The organism is Mucilaginibacter sp. UYCu711, from assembly GCF_050433825.1.
Lineage (GTDB): Bacteria > Bacteroidota > Bacteroidia > Sphingobacteriales > Sphingobacteriaceae > Mucilaginibacter.
Genome location: NZ_JBNPWM010000016.1, coordinates 51,667 through 67,834 on the forward strand (window position 1 = coordinate 51,667; position 16,168 = coordinate 67,834).

12 protein-coding genes are annotated in these 16,168 nt (G+C 45.3%); 10 read left to right on the forward strand and 2 right to left on the reverse strand.

Going from position 1 to position 16,168, the window contains the following annotated elements:
• Positions 1 to 2 precede the first annotated feature (2 nt).
• Complete coding sequence (locus ABIB50_RS25680; RefSeq protein WP_429384706.1) at positions 3 to 2,696, reverse strand: glycoside hydrolase family 78 protein; 2,694 nt, start codon at positions 2,694 to 2,696, stop codon at positions 3 to 5.
• Between the two features lie 88 nt (positions 2,697 to 2,784).
• Here ABIB50_RS25680 and ABIB50_RS25685 point away from each other — a divergent pair, with 88 nt between their 5' ends.
• From ABIB50_RS25685 to ABIB50_RS25700, 4 genes are all read left to right on the forward strand, one after another.
• Positions 2,785 to 3,807 carry a GntR family transcriptional regulator gene (locus tag ABIB50_RS25685; RefSeq protein ID WP_429384709.1) on the forward strand — a complete coding sequence of 341 codons (1,023 nt, stop codon included), beginning with the start codon at positions 2,785 to 2,787 and terminating at the stop codon, positions 3,805 to 3,807.
• Between the two features lie 63 nt (positions 3,808 to 3,870).
• Positions 3,871 to 4,701 carry a helix-turn-helix domain-containing protein gene (locus ABIB50_RS25690; protein WP_429384712.1) on the forward strand — a complete coding sequence of 277 codons (831 nt, stop codon included), beginning with the start codon at positions 3,871 to 3,873 and terminating at the stop codon, positions 4,699 to 4,701.
• A 64-nt stretch (positions 4,702 to 4,765) separates the two neighbouring features.
• Positions 4,766 to 5,206 carry an SRPBCC family protein gene (locus ABIB50_RS25695; protein ID WP_429384715.1) on the forward strand — a complete coding sequence of 147 codons (441 nt, stop codon included), beginning with the start codon at positions 4,766 to 4,768 and terminating at the stop codon, positions 5,204 to 5,206.
• A gap of 17 nt (positions 5,207 to 5,223) precedes the next feature.
• Positions 5,224 to 5,649: a hypothetical protein gene (locus ABIB50_RS25700; RefSeq protein WP_429384718.1), complete on the forward strand. Its 426-nt coding sequence runs from the start codon at positions 5,224 to 5,226 to the stop codon at positions 5,647 to 5,649.
• A gap of 29 nt (positions 5,650 to 5,678) precedes the next feature.
• Here the strand turns inward: ABIB50_RS25700 and ABIB50_RS25705 are convergent, their stop codons facing one another.
• Positions 5,679 to 7,826, reverse strand: coding sequence for a hypothetical protein (locus ABIB50_RS25705; protein ID WP_429384720.1), 2,148 nt, complete (start codon positions 7,824 to 7,826; stop codon positions 5,679 to 5,681).
• Positions 7,827 to 8,001: 175 nt separating this feature from the next.
• Here ABIB50_RS25705 and ABIB50_RS25710 point away from each other — a divergent pair, with 175 nt between their 5' ends.
• From ABIB50_RS25710 to ABIB50_RS25735, 6 genes are all read left to right on the forward strand, one after another.
• On the forward strand, positions 8,002 to 9,717 hold the full coding sequence (locus ABIB50_RS25710) for a PQQ-dependent sugar dehydrogenase (protein WP_429384723.1): 1,716 nt from the start codon (positions 8,002 to 8,004) through the stop codon (positions 9,715 to 9,717).
• Positions 9,718 to 9,728: 11 nt separating this feature from the next.
• A complete protein-coding gene (locus ABIB50_RS25715; protein ID WP_429384726.1) occupies positions 9,729 to 11,252 on the forward strand; it encodes a hypothetical protein in 1,524 nt (507 codons plus the stop codon).
• A 38-nt stretch (positions 11,253 to 11,290) separates the two neighbouring features.
• On the forward strand, positions 11,291 to 12,874 hold the full coding sequence (locus ABIB50_RS25720; RefSeq protein WP_429384728.1) for a hypothetical protein: 1,584 nt from the start codon (positions 11,291 to 11,293) through the stop codon (positions 12,872 to 12,874).
• Between the two features lie 172 nt (positions 12,875 to 13,046).
• Positions 13,047 to 13,805: a hypothetical protein gene (locus tag ABIB50_RS25725; protein WP_429384731.1), complete on the forward strand. Its 759-nt coding sequence runs from the start codon at positions 13,047 to 13,049 to the stop codon at positions 13,803 to 13,805.
• A 257-nt stretch (positions 13,806 to 14,062) separates the two neighbouring features.
• A complete protein-coding gene (locus ABIB50_RS25730; RefSeq protein ID WP_429384733.1) occupies positions 14,063 to 15,148 on the forward strand; it encodes a helix-turn-helix domain-containing protein in 1,086 nt (361 codons plus the stop codon).
• Between the two features lie 69 nt (positions 15,149 to 15,217).
• Complete coding sequence (locus tag ABIB50_RS25735) at positions 15,218 to 16,006, forward strand: CPBP family glutamic-type intramembrane protease (protein WP_429384735.1); 789 nt, start codon at positions 15,218 to 15,220, stop codon at positions 16,004 to 16,006.
• Positions 16,007 to 16,168 lie beyond the last annotated feature (162 nt).

The following is a 16,168-nucleotide window of genomic DNA, read 5'->3' on the forward strand; positions in this document are numbered from 1 at the left end:
TATTACATTGTTGTTGTAAAATGATAAGTGCCTGAGCCAACGTTAACCGCAGTGTAGCCCGCTATTTGATCGGCAGCTTTTGTAACCGGTTTGCCGCCTTCGGTAACCGCGCTATCGCCTTTGGTTGGTACGTAAATGGTGGCAGTTGTATTTGCCGGGATAACTACATCCAGCACAAAATTACCGCCATCAATTTTCCAATGCGAGCTTGCTTTGCCATAAGGCGTTTCGTAATCGGCTGCTATACTGGTAAAGTTGCCCCCTATGGTTGGTTTGATGACGATACCCTTATAACCTACCTGGTCGGTTTTAGTATCTAAACCTGCAACGGTGCGGTACATCCAGTCGCCAATTGCGCCGTAGGCGTAGTGGTTGTACGAGTTCATTGATGGTACTTCTAATGTGCCATCAGGATGGATACCGTTCCATCTTTCCCAAATGGTGGTGGCGCCCATTTTTATCGGGTATAACCATGATGGGTAGTTTGGTTGCAGTAATAATGTAAAGGCAACATCAGCATGCCCAAAACGACTAAGCGCGCTGCATAAGTAAGGCGTACCCAAGAAGCCGGTAGTTAAGTGATTACCATAACGACGTACGTTAGCCGCTAACCGGTCTGCCGCTTGCATTCGTAGGTTTTCAGGCAACATATCAAATTGTAATGCCAGTGTATAGGCCGTTTGCGTATCAGATGATATCAAACCGTTTGGCGTAACATACTCTTTTATATAGGCCGATTTTACATCAGCTAATAACTTAGTATAAGTTGCTTCATCGTCAGTTTTACCTAAAACTTTGGCCGCGTTTATCAGCAATTGGGTTGAGTAAGCATAAAAGCACTGCGCTATTAAATATTTACTTGTTATAGCTGCCGTGCCATCGTTATCATCATTACGGGTGAAAAACAGCCAGTCGCCAAAGTGGCTCCCTGTGTTCCAAAGGTTGTTATGGCTGCGGCCTTTCATGCAATCAACCCAGGCTTTCATGCTGCCATATTGATTAGCTAATATCTCTTTATCGCCATAAGCCAAATACATATTCCATGGCACAATGGTAGCAACGTCGCTCCAGCCCGCGCTGCCACCACCGCCTGATGGTTTGCCATTATCAAAAGCATCAGGGATAACGTGCGGTACGCTGCCATCTGCAAACTGATCTAACGCAACATCTTTTAACCATTTGGTAAAGAAATTATGCGCGTTCATGTTATACGTTGCCGTGCGCGAAAACACCTGCGCGTCGCCGGTCCAGCCTAAACGCTCATCACGTTGCGGGCAATCTGTAGGGATATCAATAAAGTTGCCGCGCTGGCCCCACTCAATATTATGTTGTAATTGATTGATCAGTGGATTAGAGCTGGTAAAAGTTCCGGTAACCGGCATGTCCGAATAAACGGCCGTAGCGGTAAAATCCTCCGGTTTGATCTCGCCCGGATAACCCTCTATACGGATATAACGGAAACCCTGCCAGGTAAACTGCGGCTCGAAAGTTTCTTCGGCGCCGCCTTTTAGTATAAAAGTGTTTATACATTTAGCGTCGCGCAGGTTGTCTGTATAAAAATTACCCGCTTTGTCCATTACTTCGGCGTGCGAGATCACAATTTTGTCGCCTGTATTACCTTTAACTTTAAATTTTACCCACCCAACAAGGTTTTGGCCGAAGTCGATAACCTTTTCGCCTTTTGGCGTGGTAAATAATTTAACCGATTTAAATGTTTCGTGCTTTTTAACCGGCTCATTAACCGTACCTATTAATATGTTTTTAGGATAGTTTTGTACAGCTACATCGGTCCATTTTGAATCATCAAAAGTTGATGTCGACCAGCCTTTTTGTTCCATCCTGGCATCAGTAGTTGATCCCATATAAACCTCGGCATAACGCACCCCGCCGGTTGAAGTTTTCCAGGTACCATCTGTGCCGATTGTAGCCGTTGTTCCATCTGTAAAGGTGATATTTATCTGCAATAGCAGGGCGATGTCTTTACCGTAAATTTCTTTACGTGTGCCAATACCGTAAATACCGCGGTACCAACCGCTGCCCAATGACGCGCCAATAGCGTTATTACCCTGTTTTAACAGGTTGGTAACATCATAAGCCTGGTATTGGATGCGTTTGTTATAGCTGGTATAGCCGGGTGTTAGATAATCTGTACCCACACGCTGTCCGTTAATATGTGCCTCATATAAACCATGAGCCGTGATATACGCAAACGCCGATTTTATTTTTTTGCTGATAGAAAAGCCTTTCCTAAATAGTGGGCTTGGACGCGATGCCTCTTCAGTAACAGGGCCTATCCATTGCGCTTTCCAGTCGGCTTCACTTAACAGGCCCATCTGGAAGGATGCAGTTGCCCACTCTGATGCTTTACCTTTATTGTCCCAAACCCTAACCTGCCAGGTATATTTCTGGCCAGACGCTAATGGCGAACCTTTATAAGTTATGTACAGCGACTCATCGCCGGTAACTTTACCCGGAGCCCATACGGCGCCTTTGGGGCCGCTAACCTTTAGCTCATAAGCGGTTTGCATAACGTTGCGGGAAGTGCCGGCATTTAACTGCCAGCTAAACCGCGGCGATAAAGCGTCGACGCTGTTAGGGTTAGTTAGGTTCTCGGTTTGTAAATGTTGTACTTTTACCTGCCCCAGGCACAGCTGCGCCGCAAAAAGGGCAATAAATAAAAAGGAGACTTTTCTCATTGTTTATCAAAAAAGGATGTATAATTGGTTAAGGCAAGTTAACAAAAATGATTTTGGTTAACTATCCCCTACTGTCCTATTATTTGAGATGAAAAATTATTTAAAGATTATCCAGATAGATGAACACTCCATCACGCCCAAGTATTTGCAGATCTGCAACAGCATTTTGCGCGGCATTGAGGAGGAGAAAATAGAGAAGGATGATATCTTACCATCAATAAACGATCTAAGCATCGCCTTAGAAGTCGCCCGTAATACTATAGAGCGTGCTTATAAAGAGTTACGCAAATACAATGTTATAAATTCGGTAGCCGGCAAGGGGTATTTTATAAGCAACACGCAGTTTAACCAGCCTATAAAAGTTTTGCTGTTGTTTAACAAGTTAAGCAGCCATAAAAAAATTATTTATGATGCCTTTGCCGAGGTATTGGGCAGCAATGCCGCTATCGATTTTTACATCTATAACAGCAACTTTAATTTCTTTAAAAAACTACTTACGGGTAATATCGATCATTACTCTAAACTTATCATCGTTCCGCATTTTATTGAGAACACGGAAAGTGCCCGGGCGGTTATCAATAATCTGCCAAAGGATAAACTAATACTGATGGACCGCCTGGAAAACATCACCGGCGATTTTGGCGCGGTCTATGAAAATTTTGAACAAGATATCTACGATGCCTTAACACAGCTTTTAGATAAGCTGAGCAAATACCATACGCTCAAGATCATCTTCCCCGAACATAGTTATTATCCTAAGGAGATCCTGAAAGGGTTCATCAATTTTTGCAGGCAGTACGCCTTTGAATATGCCACCATCCATGAATTGGCTAATGAAACCCTGCAATCGGGCACGGTCTATATCAACCTAATGGAGAACGACCTGGTTGAGCTGGTAGAAAAGATCATCAGCAGTAAATTAAAAGTAGGGCAGGATATCGGCGTAATATCCTACAATGAAACCCCGCTTAAAAAAATCATCCTTAACGGCATCACCACCATATCAACCGATTTTAAAATGATGGGCGAGAAAGCCGCCGAAATGGCGCTGAATAATACAAAGGAGCATTTGGCGATACCGTTTAAAGTTACGTTAAGGGATTCGTTGTAATAACACCCCGGGGATCTGCTGCATTTGCAACTATCTGTTTAGCACCGTACCTTTAAGTTAATCATGACAGATTTTCGCTTCATACCCATTCAACCTCATCCGATATTGAGCACGTACGTAGCCAAAATACATGTATTTGAGAGCGGTGGGCGGCTTCCTGATACAGAACGGAAGCTGATTGTGCCGAATGCCAATCTTAAACTTACACTTAGTTATCGTAATGGCATAACTGCTGATATCAACGGCAAATTATTTATTCAGCATGAAAATGAGTTGACCCTTACCGGCCTTATCGATACCCCCGTTACGCTTGACCCCTATAAAGACACCCAAACAGGCACCATCATTATCGAATTTAATCCTCTTGGCGCTTACCGGTTCTTTCATTTACCTTTTGCCGAATTAAAAAATCAGATATTGGGTTTGTCTGATCTGATCGGCAGCCGGGCAGAAGTTATCCGGAGGCAACTTGCTGAAACAGAAAATGTTTTTCAAAAATTGCAGGTGCTTGAAAACTTCCTGATTCAACAACTGGATAAAACATCGTCCGATAATATCTACGATTACTGTATTAATCGCATACAAAGTTCAAGGGGATTAGTTACGGTAACCCAATTAGAAAAAGAAACCGGGTATAGCGCGCGCTGGCTTCACAGAAAATTTACCGGGCATCTGGGTACCGGTGCAAAAAATCTATCAGAAATTGTACGCTTTAAACAGTTTTACCAGGCTTATGCCATTAGAGCCAGCCCGCAAAGCTTAAAGGAGCATATATATCACCATTATCATGATCAATCGCACTTTATAAAGGCTTTTAAAAGATTTACAGGGACCACACCAACCGAGCTGCAAAACAGCACCAATGAATTAGCTACAAGGCATTTTACCAGCTGAGTTCCGATTTTTACAATACATAAATTTGCCATTGTTTCATCTTTGTATAAAAAACAAAGCAAACATGGACAACAATTTTAACATCAGCATTTCTGCCGGCATTAGTGCCGATGAAGCCATCAAAAAAATAAGCAAGGTGACAGAATGGTGGGGCGTAAATATTAGTGGAAACACAGCGAAACAAAACGATGAGTTTATCATAAAAATGGGCGGCGATTCATTCTTTAATTGCACTGTAACCGAACTGATACCCGGAAAACGCATAGTGTGGTTGATAGGCGATTGCTATATGCCCTGGTATACCGACAAAACAGAATGGGCAGGCACCCGCCTTATTTTTGACATTAACGAACATGGGGGCGCTATTGATCTGCATTTTACCCATGAGGGTTTAACCCCCGGCCTTGAATGTTACAAGGACTGCAAACCCGGGTGGACGCACTGGATAGCCAATAGCCTGCGTTCTTATTTTATCACCGGTAAAGGCGAATTTAAGCAACGATAACCAGGTTTAACTAAGAGATGACAACTTGTGAAGTAATTATTGAGGTTGACCAAACCCGGGGTTATGTTTTTAATTGCATTTTTGAAGTTAAGAAATGGTGGAACCCGGAGTTTGAGGGCAGCCATGCGCAATTGAGTGATGAATTTATTATCCGGCATGGCGATATTCATTATTCAAAACAACAAGTAGTTGGCCTTATTCCGGGTAAAAAAATAGAATGGCTGGTTACCGATTGCCTGCTTAATTGGTTGGAAAACAAAACGGAATGGACTGGCACCAAAATGGTTTTTTGTGTTAGGCGGTACGGAAATAAAACAATTGTCCATTTTAAACATGAGGGCCTTACCCCACAGATGGAGTGTTTTGACAGGGTTAAAGAAAGTTGGGATATAGCTATAAAAGATTGGCTTTTTAATTTCATAGTTCACGGTACAACTCGATAGTTGCGCCTTAGCGCAACTATTAAAAAGCTTTACGGCGCCTTACTCAGCTCCTCCCACTTAACCATCCACGATCCATCTTTAGGCCAGCCGGGTTGTTTAACATTTTTGTCGCCATCCCAGCCCGCGGTCATCATCGCGACAGCATATAATAAGCCGCCGTTTGCCGGGAAATAAGGATAGGGATTACCGCCGCCAACCATGCCATGCTCATCAAAGCCAAACTTTTTAGCCGGGTGTAACAGGAAATCAACGGCATCTTCTTGGTGGCCCAAACGTGCGGCGTTCATAGCTACCATAGGGAAGTCCCAACCCCAGCTTCTTTCCCATTGCCAGGTTGCTTTAACTTTTTGATAGGTTGCTTCCATTGTGGTTAAATTAACACCGTCGCCCGGTAAAACGCCATACATCCCGGTTAAAGCCGGATGTTCGTAATTAAACTTTGTCCACATATCAGTGATGTTTTCCCATTGTTCGTACAGCCCGTCTTTTTCAGGCAGGGGCGATAGTTTTTTAAGCACCTTATCCCATTTAGGGTTTGGCGGCAGCTTTAATTTTTTGCGCCATTGCTGGGCGGTTAGCAGGCCAAAACGCCAGTAGGCCAACTCAAATGCCGGGTTTTGCGCGTCGAGCTTAACTTTATCATTATTCTCAGACACCACCCTTAACGGCGGGCCTAAAATATACTGGTCTCTCACGGTATCTAAAAATGCGTACGATGCCAGGAAATTAGCGGTTTCTTCAACCACCTTATCCCATTTTTTCAGGGTTTGTAAGGTAGGGTGCGCCCGATAATCCAGGTCAGCAAAAAATATAGGATGCGGCTGTTGCCAGATCAGGAAGGCATGGTCAAGCGATGGCCATTCGCGCCCGTCGGGGCCGGTACATTTGGGCCAGCGTGCCCCTCCATAGCCCTGAAATTTTGCACGTTGCATGGATGAGTTTAGCTTGTCTGCATAAATATGCAAGCTTTTATTTAGCATGGGCCACTTGTTCCATAAGGCATAATGGGCCGCGTGCCACCAATACATTTCGTAATGAAACTTGCCGTACCAGCTGTTACTTACCAAGCCGGTTTCTGCCGGCGGGTAATCGCCCGCGCCATTTATGGCCATATCATATTGCGACAGTACTATCCGTCGCTCCAGCTCAAACCAACGCGGATCTTTACTTTTTGACAAGTCTATCGCTCCGCCGCTTTTCCAAAACGCGGGCCAATGTGCGCTGCTCTTAGTTTTTATATTAGCGAAAGCGGGTAAAATATAATTGATCTTTTTTGGTGAGAAAGCAAAAACGTATTCAATGGATGCATCATTCTTGTCCGGCTGAATAGCGTAACGGTGTTCTTTGGTTTTTTCTATTTTATTGGTGCCCGTCCACTTGGCAATAACCTGGTAAATGGTACTATCTACTGTGCGGTCAAAAACTGCGGTATTGTTGCCGGCTAATTTTAATAATGTTTTGTGTGCCGATGGTTTATTAAAATCCGACCCGTTACTAAAATTATTTGTGTTGCCATATGGGAACTCGATAAACACCCCAAGTTTCCCTTTTTTTATCAGGCTCGATTCTATCTTAAAACCTATGATGTCTTTATCCGGATCGCATATGGTAATAACCTTTACTGCTTCGCCCTCCAGCATAAAATTGCTTTCGGCAACACCTGTCCATAAATTTAAATTTTGTACCGGGGTTTTAAGGTCGGTTACTGTCGCAATTGTGCCGTCGGCTTTGGTAAGTGTTAAGCCGATTCTTGCTAAATTAAGCCGGTGTACGTTGGCTTGCAGCCAGTCTACTATTTTGGGTTGGTTAGGGTCGGGCAGGTCATAGCCTATCATCCGGCCGTGGGTTTCAACCTTTGGTTTTATAAATGATGCTACCGTCATACCATCGGGCAGCGGCACATTATGCCAACCCCAGTGCGACATGGTACTGAACTTATCGCTAAGGGTCTGCATGCCCGTAATATCAAACCCATAAGCAAAATTGCCGTTGCCAACCTGGGTAGGGCCGCTAAGCTTTGGGTTGGTAATGGTGATATTATGCCGGCTCACCAGTGCTTTACGATTTATGGTGCCATTGGCAACCCGCTGCGCATTGGCCCCGGCAAACAAAAACAGGGCTGCAAAAAAAACGGGCCCAGCTATTTTACACTGATAGCGGCAGGTAGAGCACTTCATAAATTGTTTTATTGGGTTACAATAATTGGTTATTTCAAAGATGAACATTGTGAAATTAATAACCTACCCCATCTATCTGATACTCATTTTGTATTTAATTTGATACGAGGGAAAGAAAATAAGCATAGTTACATATATTAGATTTCTGAATACCAATACCAAATTATATCCCTGTATGAAACTTAAAAAGAGCGGTTTACTACTGATATTTTGCAGCTACGCGTTTACCGGCATCGCCCAAAAAAACTTAATAACTTACTCAACCAATAAGCTGGTAATAGCTAAAGGCGACGCACTGTTCCAGAAAAATTGCGGCGAGTGCCACAACTTCCGTCAGCGCGGTATCGGGCCGGAGCTTTCGGGTGTTACTGCCGATGCTTCGTATGCTTATTTAAGCAGGTTCATTATTAACTCGCAGGCAGTGGTAAAAAGCGGCAACAAACGTGCCGTTGCTTTATTTACCGAATATAAAGTACCCATGCCGTCGCATCCGCAGCTAAAACCGGCAGAGATCAACGCATTACTATCCTTCATCAACACCCACAAAAAAGCAGCCGAGGTTTATGTAAATACGGCCGAATTAGGCACACCGGTTAAAGATCCAATGCCAACCAAAATTACCAAAGCCGGCTTAACTTTAAAGCTGGAAGAATGGGCTACCGCGCCGGCAACATCAACCAAAAACCCGTTAACCCGCATAAATCAAACTTATGTTTTAAAGACACCTGCCGGCAACCGCCTGTTTATGCTCGACCTGCGCGGCAAGCTCTACGAGATTAAAAATAAACAATTTAACGTGGTGATGAACCTGGCTAAAGAGAAGCCAAGGTTCATTCACGAACCGGGCCTTGCCTCTGGCTGGGGCACATTTGTTTTTCACCCGGATTTTTTAAAAAACGGTTTAATGTACACTACCCATACCGAAAAGAAAGGCTCGGCACCTGCAGATTTTGCTTATGCCGATTCGATCCCTGTAGCCCTGCAATGGATAGTAACCGAATGGAAAGTTAAGGACCCTATGGCCGCTGTATTTGAAGCTACCCCCCGCGAAATGTTCAGGATGAATAATCCCTCGGCTATGCACGGTATGCAGCAAATGATATTCGACCCGACACTTAAACCGGGTATGCCGGGCTATGGCTTATTGTATATTGATCTGGGCGATGGCGGTTCAGGAGAGTTAGGCTATCCGTGGCTTTGCAATGGCTCGACCGAGCCGAGGGGATCGGTCCTGCGTATAGACCCGATGGGCCGTAACAGCCGCAACGGCAAATATGGCATCCCTGCAAGTAACCCCTGGGCAAAAACCGGCGACCCAACCATTTTAGGCGAAGTGTATGCCCGTGGTTTCCGTAACCCTAATAAAATTACCTGGGCGCCCGATGGTAAGGTCATAGTTTCTGAAATTGGCTATACCAATGTAGAAGAGCTGAACATTTTAAAACCCGGCCTTAACTATGGCTGGCCGACCCGCGAAGGCACGTTTGTTTCCGTCTTAGCTGGTAAGAAAAGCGCTATTTATAACCTGCCCGCGCATGACGATCCAAAATATACCTACCCGGTTGCCCAATATGATCACGATGAAGGTAATTCGGTTGCCGGCGGCTTTGTTTATACCGGCGATATACCGGCGCTGAAAGGTAAGTACATTTTTGGCGATATTGTGAAAGGACGGGTATTCTATGTTGAGCTTGCTGACCTGAAACTGGGCAAACAGGCTGTTATTAAAGAATTCGATCTGCAGTTTGGCGATTTAAAAACAACTTATCCCCAGCTTGTAAAGAATGCCAAAACTGATATGCGTTTTGGCCTGGGCGAAAACAACGCCTTTTACATCTGGGCCAAAACCGATGGTAAGATCTGGCAGATAAAAGATTGTACGCCTAATTAATCATCAAGCAAATGGAAAAGGAAACCAAACACGACATTTCGCGCAGAGATTTTGTGCAAAGCAGCTTAGCCTTAGGCGCAGGCGCCATAATCCCGTCTATGTTAACCAAGGCATCATTCGCGGCAGCAAAACCTGTGAAGCCCAAAACCGACAACTTAATAGGCATACAGGTTGGCGCCATATCATTTATTGACGAGGGCGTTAACAAGGTGCTGGATAATATCCAGGAGAGCGGCCAGATCAATACGCTGTTCCTGGCTACCTTTACTTATGATAGCGGTATCGCGGGCAGGCAGATAGCGGGCTACCCGTTTCCCGATCATGGTAAGCTGGAATACCAGGATTTGCGCGGTGGAAATTTTGCTACTCCTCATCCGCAGTTTTATAAAAACACCATATTAAAAGAAACCAAAGCGCCCGACCACGGCGACTGGGACATGCTGGCAGCGGTTATACCCGAAGCAAAAAAGCGCGGACTAAAAACGTACGTTTTTAACCAGGACAGCTTTACCTGGCATAAAGATGTGCCCAATATTGCCAGGCTACAGGAGACAGGCATTTACGGCCAGCCTGTACAAAGCTGCTGCGACCTAAACCCCGACTATATCAACTTCATCAGCGGCATGACCAAAGATATTTGCTCAAGCTATGATATTGATGGGTTGATGTGGAGCTCCGAACGGCAGGGACCGTTTAATAATGCCATCGCGCCGTTTAAAGGCGAGCGCCCATCTGCACGCATTACCTGCTTTTGCGAGCATCACCGCAAGGCTGCAAAAGCAGCGGGCATTGATGTTAACCGGGCTTTAGAGGGGTATCATAAACTGGTAGATTTCAGCAACAAATCAACCATGGGTCAGCGCCCGGTTGATGGCTATTTCGCTGAGTTTTGGCGCATCATGACCGACTACCCGGAGATATTGGCTTACGAGAAATTATGGACCGCCGGCAACCATGCCACTTACGCTAATGTTTACCATTCGGCTAAAGAAGCCAAGCCGTCTATCCAGGCAGGTTTCCATATCTGGCACTCTAATAGTTTAAGTCCGTTTACCAAAGCCGAGATGCCATACGAGCGTTTAGCTTATGCCGATTTTATTAAGCCGGTTATTTACAATATTGTTGGCGGCTCGCGCTATGCGGGGTATATCAATTCAAACGCTTCAACCGTGTTTGGAGATCTGTCTAAAGAGGAGTACCTGAAGGTGAACAACCGCCTGATGAACTATGAGGATATGGACCTTAATACCTTGGGCAAAGAAGGAATGCCGCAGGATTACGTAGCCAAAGAAACCAAACGCGCGTTGGATAGTGTGCAAGGCAAAACCAAGATCTACGCCGGGCTGGACATCGATATCCCCAACGCGGCTAAGAACAAACAAACCACGCCCGAGGATGCTTACCGCTCCACCATGACAGCTTTAAAAGCCGGCGCGCAGGGCATCATCTTCGCGCGCAAGTATTCGGAGATGAAGCTGCCAAATATAGCAGGCGGCGCAAAAGCGGTGAAGGATTTTTATGAGGGGAAGGGATAAAAAAAACTAATATTTAACAGATGATAAAACAGGTTAAAATGCTTAGAATTAAAGCGGTATGCTTTCTATTGTTCAATTTGTTGTTTGTGCCGGCCATGGCCCAGATCAAATGGCCTTCCGGCCAGCTGCTGCCGTCGTTCCCGGCACCTGCGCAGGTGCAGGATTTGATTGTGCTCCCCCGTCAAAATTCGCCTTACGCATCCGCGGAGCAGTACCTGTTTGCCTCGCTAAAGGGTATCGTAAACAAAACTAAACCGCGTATCTTTTCCTACGAGGGTAATGCCTCCGGCGAAGGGAAGTATACCTGGCTGCAGTCCCTGGGCCTGAGCTGGACCGAACCTGCCGACAAATGGGACCTGATCACTAAATACCGCAAAGAAATTTCTGGGCTCATCGTTTATGATACAGCCCAGATCCATACCGTTAACCTGGCTACCGTGCTTGCAAAAACCAAAGGCGCGCTGATTGCCTCGCCATTGTTGTTGTCCAAACTAACTGCCGCTCCTTATAATTTGCCCATCCTGCTTGATCTGCGTGGAAAATATAACAGTAAGCTGGAAGTATATCAGTCGCTATACGATACCTATTGGCCGCAGCTTGATCACCGTTTATTGATCGGGTTAAACCCTAACGGGATTAAAGCCGCCCTTCGCGAATATGCCGTAGCACTGGGCGTCGCAACCATCTGGCTCGACCCCAAAATAGCCGGCGAAAGCGAATTGCTGGATAAATTCTTGTCTTCCATGGCTCCCGGTTCGCCCTATATGGGCTGGTGGCCAGAGGAAGCGCCGGGGGTTAACCGGGCTTCCAAATATGGAATCGCTACCATCGCCAGCGATTGGAGCTTTAACCTAACGGTATACAGCGGTACATCACGTAAAATAAATATCAAACCCATCCCCCCAAAACCGGCGCTCCAAAATAAGATCTATGTAGCGTTTATATTGAGCGACGGGGACAACCTGCAATTTTTAGAGCATGCTATGCGCAAGCTTTGGGATAACCCCGACCGCGGCGCTGTGCCCATGGGCTGGACCGTATCGCCTGCTATGGTTGATGCCATGCCCGGCGCCCTTAACTTTTATTATAAAACATCTACCGTCAATGATAATTTGATCTCCGGGCCTTCCGGCTATGGTTACACTTATCCTAATACCTGGGCCGATGAAAAACTGCTCAAACAGTTTGTTGCTAAAACCCAGGATTATACCCACCGTGCGGGCCTGCGGGTAATCACCATCTGGAACACCATCACCGGCGGCATTAACCAAAATGTCGGGCAGATGTATGCCACCCAGGCAAAATCGTTGTTGGGTGTAACCGCGCAAAACACCGGCGGCGGACTTACGGTTTATAACGATAGCTTACCCGGAATGGCGTTGGGCTGCAACTACTGTACAAATGAACAGGCTATGAAAGACCATATCGCCCGTGCCGGCGCCGGTTGGGATAAAACCTCGCCGCGTTTCGTGATCATACAGGCGCAGCCCTGGAAGGGTGTAACCCCTACAAGCTTTAAAAATGTGGCTAATTCATTAAGCGACGACTATGTAGTTGTCCGCCCCGACCACCTTTTCCAGTTGCTGCGCGAAAGCAGGGGCATGGTGGTTAATCCGAAGTAGGGGCGGGTTGTGATGGATAGTGCAAAAAGCAATGGCCCCGTGCGATTCCCCTCTTGAGGGTAACTTGGTACTGCGCATAAACAGAGTAACCAGGAATCCTTTTATAAAACCAACGGCAAACAAAAGCCGTAGTTATTGATTGTTATTAAACAACCAATAAATCAACCAACACATGAAGACGAATAAATTAACTTACACGCTATTGCTTTCCGCAGGTCTGTTGACGATAGGTGCTACTGCCCGCGCGCAGGACGATTTTCCAAAAGAAGTGGCCGGCACCATGCAGTTACAGGGTATGTACCGCCAAAGCAAGCTGGGGCAGCTCAACGGGATACTGGGCGCCAATGGCATCCCGGCCTTACCCGAAAGCAACTACTGGCTCAGCCTTTCCATGAATCATATCCATAATAACTGGGTGATGGAAGATGGTATAGGGGCAAGTTTTACCTCTACCTCGGCAGCCAATACCACCAATGGTATCCGGGCAAAATATAACCAGTACCAAATTTATGGCCGGTTAGGTTATGATGTGTCCACCACGGCAAAAATGCGGGCGTTCCCATTTGTGGGGATCAACCTGTCTACCGCTATGCTGCGCATCCAGGATAATACCCGGATGCAAAGCACCTCCAGCTTTTCGCCCGAATTGACAAATTTGACGGCCAGTAAAACCCTGTGGAACCCACGTTTCGGCCTGGAGTTCGGCGGCGGTTTCGATTATTTGATCGCGCTAAAGGACAAAAAGATGGATAATATCACCATCCACCGCAGTTTGCCTATTGGCTTAAGGTTTGGCTATTATTTACAAACATCCAATAGCCCCTGGAGAGTTGATGATAACTACAAGCTCCAAAACGGACCGGACAATAAACAAAGTAACGTATTTGTTAACCTGAATATTGGTTTGGGTTATAAGATCCAGCGTAATTAATAGGTTCGCATTATGTAGAGACGCACCATTTTGCGTCTCTACGTTTCGATCCACGACACTCTTCCACGCGTCATTGCTGAGGAACGAAGCAATCTCTTCACATGCTAATCAAAGTGCCTTGTAGAGTATTATAGGCACGAGTAGCATTTACACACAGCCTTGCCCCATACTGTTGTGCCAGCGGTATGGCTACAATCTATATGTTCCTATTGCCTTTTAGGTCTTCCGAATGTTTCTTAAATTAGGATCGGTTAATAATGGAAAACTTATCATTTAATATATTCCAGGTTCTAATCCTTTTAGGCGCCGTGAACGGATTAGTTTGGGGGATCCTCATTTTTCGCAACCGGGTAAAGCGCAAGGCAAATATTTACCTTGCGCTTTTTGTTTTGGCAATGGCCGTAGGCAGCTTAAAGATCGTGCTGCAAGAAAAAATACCTAATTTCAATTTACACCTGCCATTTCCTCTGTTGCTTCAATTTTGTTTTGGGCCTTTGCTTTATTTTTATATCCGGGCCTCATTAAGCACTACGTTCAAATTTTCCTATATACAGCTTTGGCATTTTGTCCCGTCGCTATTGCTGGATGTTTTACCTGCTATGCTGTTATTTGCTTATGGGATAAAAACCTATTCAACTATTTTAGTACAAGCCTTGTTTATTATTGACATACTTGCTTTTATAGCCTTCAGTATTTATTGGGTGCGTGCTTGTTCGCTCATCTTCAATTATTATAAAACGGCGGGTAAAGCAGAGTTGAAATGGCTGGTCCGGGTTATTGCCGCTTCTTTTTTTATTGTGCTATCCTGGCTTGCCTATATCATTATTTCGCTGGCGTTCAAGCATACCCCCGGATCCGGTTTACTGCCATATCAACCTATTTACCTGGTACTTTGCGCATGTATGTATTGGCTGGGCATTGCAGGTTATTACCGCCCTGAAGCAGGTTTGCTAACCGTTCCTGTAATAGAAAAACGACAATTGCTGTCGGCCGATGTCCTCTCACAAAAAATGACGATAATACTGAACCTGATGAGCACAAATCACTGGCACCACGACGAGCATATTAACCTCTCGAAATTAGCGGCACAACTACAGATGCCCGTAAATGAACTGTCGTATATTCTTAATAGCGGGTTCAAAATGAATTTTAGTGATTTTATAAATCAGCAACGGATCGAAGATCTCAAGATCCGTTTTGCCGATAAAGCCAACGAAAAATACACCCTGCTTGGCATGGCATACGAAGTAGGATTCAGTTCGAAAGCCTCTTTTTACCGGGCCTTTAAAAAAGCAACCCAAAAAACGCCGGGCGAATACTATAAACAACAATACAGCTTATAAAAGAAGTTCCATAACTTGTTTTGAGACCCGACGCGACTATCAGGCAGGTATTTTTGAAGAAAAAATTTTATGCGGTATTCTCCAAAAATTCGCGCCATTGCCTACGCGTTGCTATTCTACTTGGGCTGTGTGGTGTTGTTTGTTTTAGCATCGTCGGTTACATCCAACCTTCCGGCAGCTTATAAAGAATTGCTATCCCTAAGCACCGCTGTTGTTTTGACTTTTGGGCTGACGCTGCTTTTTGTAAAATGGAAGAAGTTACAGCTAAAAGATGCTGGCATCGCGTTCAAAAAAGTCAATGGTTATCAGTTCTTATTCGGGTTTATGGCAGGGTTGATAATGACGATTGTACAACTATCTATTATGACTTTAACAGGCCATATCAGCCTTACACAGATTAGTACAACGGGCTTTGGCACCGTACTTATAAACTTTGCATTATATACTATGGTGGCCCTGCGCGAAGAAATGGCTTTTCGCGGTTATCCTTTATTTACAATTAAAGGGGCCACAGGTCCGTGGGTAGCGCAGGGTATTATATTTTGTGTTTTTGTGATTGAACATGTATTTGGCGGGATGACCTGGACGCAAGCCCTGTTAGGATCGGGAACAGGGGCTATATTATTTGGATTAGCTGCTTTAAAAACCAATAACCTGGCGTTGGGGTTTGGTTTACATACCGCCTGGAACTTCAGCCAATGGACGTTGGGATATAAAGGCTACGCCGGATTGTATGCATTGAACATTGATAAAGGCTATGAACAAACTATCGACATGGTTTCGTGGGGCGCTTATTTGTTTGTAATGTGGGTAATGATTGGGTTGATTGGGTTTTATAAAGGTAAGCCCGTCAGTTAACGTGAGCGTCCCCCCCTGGCGCAAGTATGTCGGGCAGGCAAGCGGGCAAAGGCTACTTGTGTCCCCCCCCCCGCTGGCGCAAGTATGTCGGGCAGGCATGCGGGCAAAGGCTACTTGTGCCTTTACAACCCTATAGCTGATTGATTAGCTTGTGTAGAGATT

Excerpts from the sequence above, each read along its gene's own strand:
- ABIB50_RS25735 (WP_429384735.1), top strand. The coding sequence starts at position 15,218 with ATGCGGTATTCTCCAAAAATTCGCGCCATTGCCTACGCGTTGCTATTC.
- ABIB50_RS25700 (WP_429384718.1), top strand. The coding sequence starts at position 5,224 with ATGACAACTTGTGAAGTAATTATTGAGGTTGACCAAACCCGGGGTTAT.
- ABIB50_RS25695 (WP_429384715.1), top strand. The coding sequence starts at position 4,766 with ATGGACAACAATTTTAACATCAGCATTTCTGCCGGCATTAGTGCCGAT.
- ABIB50_RS25680 (WP_429384706.1), bottom strand. The coding sequence starts at position 2,696 with ATGAGAAAAGTCTCCTTTTTATTTATTGCCCTTTTTGCGGCGCAGCTG.
- ABIB50_RS25730 (WP_429384733.1), top strand. The coding sequence starts at position 14,063 with ATGGAAAACTTATCATTTAATATATTCCAGGTTCTAATCCTTTTAGGC.
- ABIB50_RS25720 (WP_429384728.1), top strand. The coding sequence starts at position 11,291 with ATGCTTAGAATTAAAGCGGTATGCTTTCTATTGTTCAATTTGTTGTTT.
- ABIB50_RS25685 (WP_429384709.1), top strand. The coding sequence starts at position 2,785 with ATGAAAAATTATTTAAAGATTATCCAGATAGATGAACACTCCATCACG.
- ABIB50_RS25690 (WP_429384712.1), top strand. The coding sequence starts at position 3,871 with ATGACAGATTTTCGCTTCATACCCATTCAACCTCATCCGATATTGAGC.
- ABIB50_RS25715 (WP_429384726.1), top strand. The coding sequence starts at position 9,729 with ATGGAAAAGGAAACCAAACACGACATTTCGCGCAGAGATTTTGTGCAA.
- ABIB50_RS25725 (WP_429384731.1), top strand. The coding sequence starts at position 13,047 with ATGAAGACGAATAAATTAACTTACACGCTATTGCTTTCCGCAGGTCTG.
- ABIB50_RS25705 (WP_429384720.1), bottom strand. The coding sequence starts at position 7,826 with ATGAAGTGCTCTACCTGCCGCTATCAGTGTAAAATAGCTGGGCCCGTT.
- ABIB50_RS25710 (WP_429384723.1), top strand. The coding sequence starts at position 8,002 with ATGAAACTTAAAAAGAGCGGTTTACTACTGATATTTTGCAGCTACGCG.